8 protein-coding genes and 1 pseudogene are annotated in these 11,945 nt (G+C 64.0%); 2 read left to right on the top strand and 7 right to left on the bottom strand.

Annotated elements, in window-relative coordinates; genetic code table 11:
- Window positions 1–500: 500 nt before the first annotated feature.
- The 4 genes from G7025_RS13320 to ptsP all read right to left on the bottom strand — a co-directional run bounded on the left by G7025_RS13320 (window position 501) and on the right by ptsP (window position 7,713).
- Complete coding sequence (locus G7025_RS13320; protein ID WP_181079655.1) at window positions 501–2,042, bottom strand: alkaline phosphatase D family protein; 1,542 nt, start codon at window positions 2,040–2,042, stop codon at window positions 501–503.
- 140 nt (window positions 2,043–2,182) lie between these two features.
- A complete protein-coding gene (locus G7025_RS13315) occupies window positions 2,183–3,901 on the bottom strand; it encodes a PTS fructose-like transporter subunit IIB (RefSeq protein ID WP_181079654.1) in 1,719 nt (572 codons plus the stop codon).
- 11 nt (window positions 3,902–3,912) lie between these two features.
- Window positions 3,913–4,854, bottom strand: coding sequence for a 1-phosphofructokinase (pfkB, locus tag G7025_RS13310; protein ID WP_181079653.1), 942 nt, complete (start codon window positions 4,852–4,854; stop codon window positions 3,913–3,915).
- Window positions 4,855–7,713: a phosphoenolpyruvate--protein phosphotransferase gene (gene ptsP / locus G7025_RS13305; RefSeq protein ID WP_181079652.1), complete on the bottom strand. Its 2,859-nt coding sequence runs from the start codon at window positions 7,711–7,713 to the stop codon at window positions 4,855–4,857.
- Between the two features lie 294 nt (window positions 7,714–8,007).
- On the opposite strand from ptsP, the gene cra reads away from it, so the two are divergent.
- Window positions 8,008–9,003 carry a catabolite repressor/activator gene (gene cra, locus G7025_RS13300; RefSeq protein ID WP_181079651.1) on the top strand — a complete coding sequence of 332 codons (996 nt, stop codon included), beginning with the start codon at window positions 8,008–8,010 and terminating at the stop codon, window positions 9,001–9,003.
- A 2-nt stretch (window positions 9,004–9,005) separates the two neighbouring features.
- Entirely contained in the window at window positions 9,006–9,782 is a 777-nt protein-coding gene (locus tag G7025_RS13295) for a TatD family hydrolase (RefSeq protein ID WP_181079650.1), read from the top strand.
- Here the strand turns inward: G7025_RS13295 and G7025_RS13290 are convergent.
- From G7025_RS13290 to G7025_RS27080, 3 genes and pseudogenes are all read right to left on the bottom strand, one after another.
- The gene (locus G7025_RS13290) at window positions 9,729–10,160 is read right to left on the bottom strand and encodes a hypothetical protein (RefSeq protein WP_181079649.1); all 432 of its coding nucleotides are present in this window, start codon (window positions 10,158–10,160) and stop codon (window positions 9,729–9,731) included. The genes G7025_RS13295 and G7025_RS13290 overlap by 54 nt on opposite strands.
- Before the next feature lie 126 nt (window positions 10,161–10,286).
- Window positions 10,287–10,991 carry a methyl-accepting chemotaxis protein gene (locus tag G7025_RS27085; RefSeq protein WP_370694759.1) on the bottom strand — a complete coding sequence of 235 codons (705 nt, stop codon included), beginning with the start codon at window positions 10,989–10,991 and terminating at the stop codon, window positions 10,287–10,289.
- A 153-nt stretch (window positions 10,992–11,144) separates the two neighbouring features.
- A pseudogene (locus tag G7025_RS27080) lies at window positions 11,145–11,348 on the bottom strand (HAMP domain-containing protein); the annotation flags it as partial.
- Between the last annotated feature and the right edge of the window lie 597 nt (window positions 11,349–11,945).

Below are 11,945 nucleotides of genomic sequence, written 5' to 3'. Positions count from 1 at the left end.
CCCCGATAGCGGTGGATCGCTCGTCTGATAAATGACTGTCACACCGTCATCGGGGGCAAGCCCCCTCCCACATTGGGATTGCATTTCAAGTCAGTGTTCTGTGCCGGTGGCGCTTTTTCGAACACCATTTCAGGCCCGGCGACAAACCCCCGGAACGGCTCGAAATCCTGGAACGCCGCGCGATCCACTGTGGGAGGGGGCTTGCCCCCGATAGCGGTGGATCGCTCGTCTGATAAACGACTGTCACACCGTCATCGGGGGCAAGCCCCCTCCCACATTGGGATTGCATTTCAAGTCAGTGTTCTGTGCCGGTGGCGCTTTTTCGAACACCACTTCAGGCCCGGCGACAAACTCCCGGAACGGCTCGAAATCCTGGAACGCTGCGCGATCCACTGTGGGAGGGGGCTTGCCCCCGATATCGGTGGATCGCTCGTCTGATAAATGACTGTCACACCGTCATCGGGGGCAAGCCCCCTCTCACATTGGAATTGCATTTCAAGTCAGGTGGGTTGCAACTTCTGTTCGAATACCGAGACTCCATCCAAGTCGCGCAGGATCACCGTCAACTCCCCCGTCTGGCCATCGATATTCACCTCGCCAAAAAACTGAAACCCTGCAAACGGCGAGGTGTTCTGCGCCGGTGGCGCTTTTTCGAACACCACTTCAGGCCCAAACGTTTTATCCAGCGGATTGGGCCCGAAGCTGCCGGCGTTCAACGGCCCGGCGACGAACTCCCAGAACGGTTCAAAATCCTGGAACGCGGCGCGATCGGGATGGTAGTGGTGCGCGGCGCAGTAGTGCACATCGGCTGTCAGCCACACATGGTTACGCACCTGCTGTGCGCGCAGAAAACCCAGTAACTCAGCGATTTCCAGCTCGCGCCCCTGGGCCGGGCCTGGATCATTGTTGGCAATGGCCTCCCAGCGCGGCACGCCGGGGCTGACTTCGCCGTCGGGCACGCCCAGGCCGATAGGCATGTCGGCGGCGATGACTTTCCATTGCGCCGTTGAACCCTTGAGTTCGCCCTTGAGCCAGTCCAATTGTTCACGACCGAGAAACGGTTTGGCCGCCCCCAGGTTGTCATCATTCGGGCCACGGTAGCTGCGCATGTCGAGCACAAATACATCCAGCAGCGGGCCGTAACTGAGCTTGCGATAGATGCGCCCGCCGCCGTCGGCGCTTTGGCGGCGCATCGGCGAATACTCCAGCCAGGCCTGGCGTGCACGGCCTACGAGCGTGTTGATATCGCGGGTCTGGTAGCGCTCGTCCAACTGCTTGCTCGACGACCAGTTGTTGATCACCTCGTGGTCGTCCCACTGCCAGATCTGCGGCACCTCGGCGTTGAAACGGCGCACGTTTTCATCCATGAGGTTGTAGCGATAGTTGCCGCGGTATTCGTCCAGGGTTTCGGCGACTTTGCTCTTGGCTTGGGTGGTGATATTGCGCCAGATGCGCCCGCTTTCGGTCGCCAGTTGTGCCGGCACCGGGCCGTCGGCGTAGATGGTGTCGCCGCTGTGGATAAAGAAGTCCGGCAGACGCAGGCGCATGGCTTCGTAGATGCGCATGCCGCCGATATCCGGGTTGATGCCGAAGCCCTGGCCGACGGTGTCGCCGCTCCACACGAAGCGAATATCGCGGCGCTGTTGCGGCACGCTGCGCAGATGGCCGAACCACGGTTCGCTGGCAACGCCGCTCTGGGCGTCTTCGAAGTGCACACGGTAGAAAATCGCCTGGTCGGCGGGCAACCCGGTGAGTTCGACGCGGGCGGTGAAGTCCGTGCGGCTGTCAGCCAGCGGCGAGACGAAACGGCGCGGGTTGCTGAACACGCTGCGGGTGTCCCATTCCACCACCATCCGCGCCGGGCGGTCGCTGCGGCTCCAGATCATCGCGCGGTCGCCCAGCAGATCGCCGGACTGCACGCCATCGGTGAGTTGCGGCCGGTCCTTGACCGACGCAATCACCGCCGGCGCCAGGCCCGGCAGTAACAGACCGGCGCCGACGGCTTGCATCACGCGGCGACGGCCCAGATCGAAGTGGCTCATGCAGGTGCCCTCTTGAGTCTCAAAAGAGGCACTTAACCATACGGGAATGAAGCGGATGTGACACTCACCCTGCGCTGAGCCGAGATCCAAATGTGGAGGGGCTTGCCCCCTTCCACATGTTCAGGCCCTGCCGGACCGTGTCAGGCGTTGGCCGGCGCGACGCTCAGCTCCACCACTTCCGCCCGCTTGATCAGCGCATACACCACCCCGGTCAGCAGGCTGCCCGCAACGATCGCCAGCAGATACAGCAACGCATGGTTGATCGCATTCGGGATCACCAGCACAAACAAACCACCGTGGGGCGCAGCCAGTACGCAGCCGAAGTACATCGACAGCGCGCCGGTCAACGCACCGCCGGCGATGCTCGCCGGGATCACGCGCAGCGGGTCCTTGGCGGCGAAAGGGATCGCACCTTCGGAGATAAAGCACATACCGAGGATCATCGCGGCCTTGCCGGCTTCGCGTTCGGTCTGGGCGAATTTGCGCCGCGCCAGCAGCGTGGCGATGCCCATGCCGATGGGCGGCACCATGCCGGCGGCCATGGTCGCGGCCATCGGCGCGCCGCTATGGGCGGCCAGCAGGCCGACCGAAAATGCATACGCAGCCTTGTTGATCGGCCCCCCCAGGTCCACGCACATCATGCCGCCCAGCAGAATGCCCAGCAGCACGGCATTGGTGGTGCCCATGGTGCTGAGGAACTCAGTCAGGCCGCTGAGCATGCGCGCCACCGGCGGGCCCACCAGGTAGATCATCGCCAGGCCGGTAAACAGGCTCGCCAGCAACGGTATGATCAGGATCGGCTTGAGGGCTTCCATGCTCTGCGGCAGGCGCACCGCGCGCGTGACCCCTTTGACGCAGTAACCGGCCAGGAAACCGGCAAAAATGCCGCCGATAAAGCCCGCGCCCAAAGTACCGGCGAGCAGGCCGCCGATCATGCCCGGCGCGATTCCCGGACGGTCGGCGATCGAATAGGCGATATAACCGGCCAGCAGCGGCACCATCAACGTAAACGCGCTGTTGCCGACGGTTTTCAACGCCGCCGCCAGGGTGCCTTCCTGTTCGAACGCATGGATGCCGAACGCAAACGACAGGGCGATCAGCAAGCCGCCCGCCACCACCATCGGCAACATGAACGACACACCAGTAAGCAGGTGCTTATAGACCCCGGTTTTTTCCGGCTTGGCTACCGCTGCACCGGCCGCGCTCTCCACCGTGCCTTCGGCCAGGGCTTTGTTCAGGGTCGCTTCCGATTGTTTGAGGGCAATACCGGTGCCGCAACGGTAAATCTTCTTGCCGGCAAAGCGTTCGGTGGCCACTTCGATATCCGCCGCCAACAGCACTACGTCGGCCTTGGCGATGGCTTCGGCGCTCAGCGGCGTACGCGCGCCCACCGAGCCCTGGGTCTCGACCTGCAAGTCGTAACCCAGGCGCTTGGCCGTCTGCTGCAAGGCTTCGGCGGCCATAAAAGTATGGGCCACGCCGGTCGGGCACGCGGTGATGGCGACGATGCGCGGGGCGTTTTTCGGCGCCACGGGCGCCTGGCTGGCGACATACACCTGGGCCTCTTCAGCGCCGCGACGCAACACCGCCTCCACATCCGCCAACGCCTGGGCCGGTGTGCTCTGGAACACGCGCTTGCCGACGAAGCGCTGCATATCCACCGGCGTGCTGCTGACCAGCAACACCCACTCGGCGGCGGCCAGGGTCGCTTCGGATAACGCACGCTCGGGGTGTTGCATATCCACTACTTCGACACTGGTGCTCCAGCCCTGGCGTTGCGCGGCGGCGTCCAGCAAGCGGGCGCACAGCACACTGGTGACCATGCCGTTGGGGCAGGCAGTAACAATGGCTAACTTCATGACTAACCCTCTTATTGTTCTGTGAGCGGGCGTACATCGACGCCGCTTTGCAGATGCGCCAACTGCGCGTCATCGCTGATGCCGAAGCCGATCTGCGTCACCGCCATCGCGGCAATCGCCGTGGCGCGACGCAGGGTCTGCTCGGGCGCCTCGTCACTGAGCAGACCGTGCAACATGCCGGCCAGCAACGAGTCGCCGGCGCCCACGGTGCTGGCCACGCTGACCTTGGGCGGCGTGGCGTGCAGCGCCGCCGTTGGGCTGAACCAGTTCACACCGTCGGCGCCATGGGACACCACTACATGCTCCACGCCCTGAGCGTGCAGGCGCTGCGCGGCCTGGCGTTGCTGTTCGAGGGAGCCAGTGGAGCAGTCGAGGGCATCGGCCAGTTCTTCGGTGTTCGGCTTGACCAACCACGGTCCGGCACGCAGGCCGGCACGCAGCGCCTCGCCGCTGGTGTCCAGGGCGACTTTCAAACCGAGGCCCTTCAACTGCACCAACACATCGTGCAACCACTGCGCACTGACGCCACGCGGCAAGCTGCCGGCGACCACCACCGCATCGTGAACGGGAGCGATCAGAGTGAGCTGGTTGAGTAAGGCCTGTTGCGCCTGCTCGCTCACCAGCGGCCCCGGTGCATTGATGTCGGTGACGCGACCGTCCTGCTCGGCGATCTTGATATTGCTGCGGGTTTCCCCCGGCACGCGGATAAACGCGTCGGCAAAACCACGACGGGCGATCAGCGCTTCAAAGGCCTGCGGGTTATCCGCACCGAGAAAACCGCCCACGGTCAGCTGATGCCCCAGGTCGGCCAGTACCTGCGCCACATTCACGCCCTTGCCGGCGGCGTGGGTCAGCAGGGTTTCGCTGCGGTTGACTTCACCCGGTTCCAGGCGGGCCAGGCGCACCGTGAGATCCAACGCCGGGTTCAGCGTCAGGGTCAGAATCCTTGCCATTTACACCGCCTCCACGAGGGCTCGCACATCGGCGGGGGAACCTGCCGCCAGTGCTTGTTGTGCCAGGCGCTGGGCCTGGCTCAGACTGAATTCGCGCACACGCGCCTTCACTTCGGGAATGCTGCGCGCCGACACGCTCAGCTCGTCCACCCCCAGGCCCACCAGCACCGGCACCGCCAACGGGTCCGCCGCCAGTTCGCCGCACACGCCAACCCATTTGCCATGGGCATGGGCGGCGCGCACGGTGATATCGATCAATTGCAACACCGCCGGGTGCAAGCCATCGGCCTGGGCCGACAAGGTCGGGTGGCCACGGTCGATGGCCAGGGTGTATTGGGTCAGGTCGTTGGTGCCGACACTGAAAAAGTCCACTTCCTTGGCCAGCACCGGCGCCAGCAAGGCCGCCGACGGCACTTCGATCATGATCCCCAGTTGCAGGTCGGCCACCGGGATTTCCAGGCGCAGGCGCTCGGTCATATCACGGGCGGCGCGCCACTCGTCGACGCTGCCGACCATGGGAAACATGATGCGCAGCGGGCGGTTGTCCGCCGAGCGCAACAGCGCGCGCAATTGCGCTTCCATGATCTGCGGGCGCTGCAAGGTCAGGCGGATGCCGCGCACACCCAGGAAAGGGTTTTCTTCCTCGGCAATCGGCCAGTAAGGCAAGGGCTTGTCGCCGCCCACATCAAGGGTGCGCACCACCAGTGGGCGTCCGCCGAGGCCGTCGAGCACGCGGCGGTATTCGGCCTCCTGGGTGGCTTCATCCGGGGCTTGCGGATGGGCCATGAAAATCAGCTCGGTGCGCAACAGGCCGATGCCTTCGGCGCCCTGCTCCACCGCAGCAGCAACGCCGGCGCTCTCGCCGATGTTGGCGAACACTTCCACCGCATGCCCGTCACGGGTCAGCGCCGGTTCGTGGCGCTGGGCCGAGGCCGCCTGCAAGCGTTGTTCACGGGTATCGCGCTCGACGGTGGCGCGTTGCAGGGTGGCTGTGTCGGGGTCCACATGCAGGCGCCCGCGCTGGCCATCCAGCAGCAGCGGCGTACCGGCGGCAAGCAGCAGCACCGCCGAGCCGGCGCCGACCAGCGCGGGGATGCCGAGCGCGCGGGCGACGATGGCGCTGTGGGCCGTAGCGCCGCCGCGAGCGGTGAGGATACCGGCGACGCGGGCCGGGTCCAGGCGCGCCACGTCGGAGGGGCCGACCTCGTCCATCACCAGGATGTAAGGTTCGTTCGGTTCCTGCGCGGTTTCGACGCCGCACAGTTGCGCCAGCACTCGGCGGCCGACATCGCGCAGGTCGGCGGCACGCTCGGCGAGCAGCGCATCCTGCAACGATTCCTGCTGTTTGGCGGCGGCCTCAATTACGCTCATCCACGCGGCTTCGGCGCTTTCGCCTTGCTTGAGGCGCGTGTCGACTTCGTCGGTGAGTTCCGGGTCGTCGAGCATTTCCTGGTGGGTGATGAAAATCTCGCGGATCGCCTTGGACGGGCTGCGCTCGATCAGGCCGTGGATATCACCGCGCACGTCGGCAAGGGCGGCCTGCAAACGCTGACGCTCAATCGCGCACGACTCGCCGCGCAGCGGGTAGTCGAACACCTGCTGGGCCTGGACATGGGCCGGGCCGATAGCAATTCCCGGCGCAGCGGCGATCGCCTGGATCTGGCTGCCTGACGCTGGCGCGCTGATCACCGGTTCTATGTCCACGGTAGCGGGTTGCGCGCTGACGGTCGGCAGCGGCTCGATCGCCTCACCGAGCCCCTCTTCTACCGCCGCCAACAGTGCCGGCAACGCATCACCGGCAATGCCGGGTTCGGCGACAAACTCCAACACCTGACCGCGGCGAGCGCCGAGGCTGAGCAGCTTGCTCAGGCTCTTGACCGACACCGCGGTGGCCGGGCCGTCGATGACGCGCACGCGGATATCGCCGTCAAAACTTTTGGCCAACTGCGCGAGGATCTTCGCCGGCCGCGCATGCAGGCCGTGGGCGTTGGCCAGGGTGATGCGCGCGCTCGGCCAGTCCGCCGGCAGTTCGCCGCCCAGTACTTCAAGCACCGCGCGACTGCTGGTGGCGCGGCCCAGTTCCTGGCCACGGCCTTCGATCAGCAGCGCACACAAACGCTCAAGCAGGGCCTGGTGCGCTTCGCCCAGGCTGGCCAGGCAAAACAGGCCGTTGAGCGGCTGGCCAAGGTAACGCATGGGTTTGTCCGGGGTGACGAACGCCAGGCCCGGACGTTTGACGGTTTGCTCGCTGTGCAGCCACCACAGGCCATCGCCCAATGGCAGTGCATCGACCTGTTGCAATACGGCGGCGAAGCCGTTGCTGACGCAATCGGCCTGGCGCAGCAGGCGTGCCCCTCTCCAGACCAGCTCTTCGAAATCATCGGCGGACACGCCCAGGCTGATCATCTGCGCATCCAGCGCCAGCTCCTGCGGTGCACCCTGCAGCAATTTCAGCAGAGCTTGCGCGGAGGCGGCGCGACGCAGCGCCTCACCCAGGTCGGTCTCGCCGAGGGCGCGGGTGAGCAGTTGCAGCAGGCGCAGGTGTTCGTCGGACTGGGCGGCGATGCCGATGGCCAGGTACACGACCTGACCGTCGCCCCAGTCCACCCCTTCGGGGAACTGCAGCAGGCGCACGCCGGTGGAGAACACCTGATCGCGGGTTTCGGGGGTGCCGTGGGGGATCGCAATACCTTGGCCGAGAAACGTCGAGCCCTGGGCTTCACGGGCTTGCAGGCCGCTTAAATAGCCTTCGGCGACCAGGCCGTCGGCCACCAGTGTGTCAGCGAGCAGGTGCAAGGCAGCAGATTTATCCACAGCCACCTGGCCCATGGATATCTGCTCTACAGTGAGCTCAAGCATGCCGTTCTCCTAGTGAGTGCGCTGGGCGCACTAGGTATTGTTTTGAATAAAACAGTGTAGGGGTGTTTGAAAATCACTGACTGAGCGGTCAGTTGGCAGGAGCCGCTCGGTCGCGAACGTCGTAAAAATACGCTGGCTGAAACGTTTAATCTAGAATTTAAGGCAGATTACGCGTTAATTGTGCATCCTTGAAGGACCACTCGGCGATTGAGCTGGGACATTGGTCGTGCGCCGGAATCGGTTACGATTGGACAAAATGTCGGGGCGAGCTCCAAAAAACAAGGAAATCCCGGTTTGAAACTCAGTGATATCGCACGTCTGGCCGGTGTGTCCGTGACCACCGCCAGTTATGTCATCAACGGCAAAGCCGCCCAGCAACGCATCAGCCACGCGACCGTCGAGCGGGTGCGAGCGGTCGTCGACGCCCACGGCTTTACGCCCAACCCCCAGGCCGCCGGGCTACGCAGCCGGCACACGCGCACGCTGGGCTTTATTCTGCCTGACCTGGAAAACCCCAGTTACGCACGCATCGCCAAATTGCTGGAGCAAGGCGCGCGCGCGCGGGGCTATCAGCTGCTGATCGCCAGCTCCGACGACGACGCCGACAGCGAGCGCCAATTACTGCAGTTGTTCCGCGCCCGACGTTGCGATGCGTTATTCGTGGCCAGTTGCCTGCCCACCAGCGATGACAGTTACCGTGAGTTGCAAGCCAAGGGCCTGCCGGTGATCGCGATTGACCGGGTGATGGAGTCGACACAGTTCTGCTCGGTGGTCAGCGACGACCGTCAGGCCTGCCATCAGTTAACCAGCAGCCTGCTGCAACCGCTGCCCAAGCAAATCGTACTGATCGGCGCACGCCCCGAGCTGAGCATCAGCCAGGAGCGCGCCGCCGGTTTTCAGCAGGCCCTGCAGGGTTTTACCGGTGAGATGCTCATCGAGCACGGTGAAGCGTTCAGTCGCGACTGTGGCCGACAATTGATGGAGCAATTGCTACAGCGGCTGGGCCACTTGCCTGACGCGCTGGTGACCACGTCCTATGTCCTGCTGCAAGGCGTGTTCGATGCACTGCACGACTATCCGCTCAAATCGCGCCCCCTGCGCCTGGGCACGTTCGGCGACACTCAACTGCTGGACTTCCTGCCGCTGCCGGTCAACGCCATGGCCCAGCAGCATCAGTTGATCGCCGACACCGCGCTGCGCCTGGCCTTGGCCGCCATCGAAGAAGAGCAGTACCAACCGGGCGTGCACGCCATCGGCCGCACCTTCAAGCAGCGTATTCACGAGGCGTGAACGTGACGCTGATCGACACCCACACCCACCTGGACTTCCCGGAGTTCGACAGCGACCGCCGGGAAGTCCTCGCCCATAGCCGCGAGCTGGGCGTACAGCGCATGGTGGTGCTGGGGGTGTATCGGCAGAATTGGCAGCGGCTGTGGGACTTGGTGCAGACCGATGACGGCCTGTTCGCTGCGTTCGGCCTTCACCCGGTGTATCTGGACGATCACCGCCCCGCCGACCTGTCCGAACTGGGTGACTGGCTGACTCGCCTGCGCGGCCATCGGCAGCTGTGTGCGGTGGGCGAGATCGGCCTGGATTATTTCCTCGAAGACCTGGACCGCGAGCGTCAGCAACACCTGTTCGAGGCGCAACTGCGGCTGGCCGTGGATTTTCAGCTGCCCGCCTTGCTGCACGTGCGTCGCAGCCATGCGGCGGTGATTGCCACCCTCAAGCGCCTACGCGTGCCACGTGGCGGCATCATCCATGCGTTTGCCGGTAGCCGTGAGGAAGCCCGCGAATACATCAAGCTCGGTTTCAAGCTGGGCCTGGGCGGTGCCGCGACCTGGCCTCAGGCGCTGCGCATGCACAAGGTGCTGGCGCACCTGCCGCTGGACGCGGTGGTGCTGGAAACCGACTCGCCCGACATGCCGCCCGCCATGTATCCCGGCCAGCGCAACAGCCCCGAGCACCTGCCGGACATCTGCCGCGCCCTGGCCGAACGCATGGGCCTCAGCCCGCTAGCGCTGGCTGAGGCGAGCACCCGCAATGCGCGCGAGCTGTTCAATTGGTAGCGCGGGGCTGACAACGTGCAGGTCCAGGGTCATGCGCTGGCGGTGACGCGCATAGCGCAGTACCAGGCAATGCAGCAGCACCACCATCAGTGAAATGTTGAACTGCCCGATCACGCTGATCAGCCCAAGCCACTCAGCCACCAGCGCCACGATCAGCACCATGCAGGTTAATGCCACCATGCTCGGCCGCACCAGCGCCCAACGGTCAAGCGCCTTGAAATGACGCAACTGCACAGGGCAGTTCAACTGCAGGATTCGCTGGCAATACGGGCAATCGAACGGCTCCTCGATGGCGATGGCATTCAACTGCCAAGGCTTGAGTTCAAACGTGATGTCGCAATGGGCGCAATGCCCTTTGATGCCGAGTGCAGCGGTCATCGTGGTGCCTCCTCGGTTCCCGGTTTGAGTGAAATAAATTTTCACTCATTTACGTGAACAGAAAAGGCGCTCGCGAAAATTCAGACCCGCACCACAGCTCTAAACGGCTAGTCCTACACCTGCGCCCTACACGCGAAACGCGCCGATCAATTGCTTCAACTCGACTACCTGCAGCGATAACTGTCGACTGGCCGCCGCCGTCTGTTGTGCGCCGTCGGCGGCATGCTCGCCGGCACGATTGATTTCGACGATGTTCTGGTCGATATCGTGGGCCACGGCGGTCTGCTGCTCCACGGCAGCGGCGATCTGCTGGTTCTGGTCCACGATCAGGCCGACGGCGCCGAGAATATTGTCCAGGGCTTGCTGGACCTTTTCCGATTGCCCGACCGTGCCACTGGCCATTTCATGGCTGCTGCCCATGGCCGTGACGGCCGCCTCCACGCCTTGGTGCAGGCGGCTGATCATCTGCTCGATCTCTTCGGTGGACTGCTGTGTGCGGCGCGCCAGGGTGCGCACTTCGTCGGCCACCACCGCGAAACCACGCCCCTGCTCACCAGCGCGCGCCGCCTCGATCGCCGCGTTGAGCGCCAGCAGGTTGGTTTGCTCGGCGATGCTTTTGATCACATCCAATACGCGACTGATGGCCTGGCTGTCGCTGGCCAATTGATGGATGGCCCGCACCGATTGGTCGATCTCCGTCGCCAGACACGCAATGCTGCTCTGCTGGGAGTGCACCAGGCCCCGGCCGTTGACGGTTTCCTCGTTGACACGCTGGGCGCTGCCCACCGCGGCGGCGGCGTTGCGCGCCACTTCCTGGGCCGTTGAAGACATCTGGTTCATCGCTGTCGCGACCTGTTCGATCTGCGTGCGCTGGCCACGGACCGCCTGGTTGCTGGAGTCGGAGACTACTTCCACTTGGCCGGCCTGCCGCTCGACCTGGCTGACGGTGTGGCCGACACGCTCGATCAAGTCATGGATTTTTGCCACGGTGCCGTTGAATACCTGGCCGAGTTCGCCCAGCTCATCGCGGCTGCGCGCCACAAAGGTGACAGTCATGTCGCCGGCCGCCACGTCGTCCATCATCTGGCCCAAGTGCCGCAACGTGGTGCGCGTCGAGGCGTAGAAACCGGCGTACAAGTAAAAGATCAGCAAAAACACCGCCGTCAGCGCCGACACCAGCACCACCATATGCAGGCGCTTCTGCGCCAGGCGTTGCTGCAACTGCTGATCGAGAAATCCCAGGGTGGCCTCATCGAGTTCATAGGTTTTGGCCATCAGTTGGCTGACATCGTCATAAAAACCCTGCCAGGACGCGTCGAGGGTTTCAGCCATGACCACCCGTTCTTCGAACAACTCGCTGCCCTGCTTGAGGCTGGCATTGCTGGCCTTGGCCAGGCCGTCGAGCGCCGTGTGCGCGGCACTGCTGGAGCCCAGTGCATCCTGCAGTTTCAAGGCGTACTCGGCGTGGAGTTTTTCCAGCTGCTGCAGCAGTTCATCAAAGCGAGTGCTGGATGATGAGTTGAGAAAACCTTGCCCCAGGGAAAAGGCTCCCATCGCGCGCCCCTCCCCCAGCGTCTGGCTTACCTGCGGCGTGACGCTGGTGATCAAGTCGCTGAGTTGGCGCAAATCGCTTTGGGGATCGCGGCTCAGCCCGGCTTGACTGGCGATGATCTGGCCGAGCATCTGCGCTTTGTTCAACAGTTTGCCGATCAGCGCGCTTTTACTCAGTAGCGAGGTTTCCTGTTGCTGGGCCTTGAAGGCATCGAGCAATTCAGCGCGCTTGGC

Source organism: Pseudomonas lurida, from assembly GCF_013522705.1.
GTDB classification, from domain to species: domain Bacteria; phylum Pseudomonadota; class Gammaproteobacteria; order Pseudomonadales; family Pseudomonadaceae; genus Aquipseudomonas; species Aquipseudomonas quebecensis.
This window is presented reverse-complemented; position numbering and strand designations above follow the sequence as displayed.

What these genes read in the sequence shown, in the direction of transcription:
- G7025_RS13320 (WP_181079655.1), bottom strand. Translation starts at nt 2,042, where the DNA reads ATGAGCCACTTCGATCTGGGCCGTCGCCGCGTGATGCAAGCCGTCGGC.
- G7025_RS13315 (WP_181079654.1), bottom strand. Translation starts at nt 3,901, where the DNA reads ATGAAGTTAGCCATTGTTACTGCCTGCCCCAACGGCATGGTCACCAGT.
- pfkB (WP_181079653.1), bottom strand. Translation starts at nt 4,854, where the DNA reads ATGGCAAGGATTCTGACCCTGACGCTGAACCCGGCGTTGGATCTCACG.
- ptsP (WP_181079652.1), bottom strand. Translation starts at nt 7,713, where the DNA reads ATGCTTGAGCTCACTGTAGAGCAGATATCCATGGGCCAGGTGGCTGTG.
- G7025_RS13290 (WP_181079649.1), bottom strand. Translation starts at nt 10,160, where the DNA reads ATGACCGCTGCACTCGGCATCAAAGGGCATTGCGCCCATTGCGACATC.
- G7025_RS27085 (WP_370694759.1), bottom strand. Translation starts at nt 10,991, where the DNA reads ATGTCTTCAACGGCCCAGGAAGTGGCGCGCAACGCCGCCGCCGCGGTG.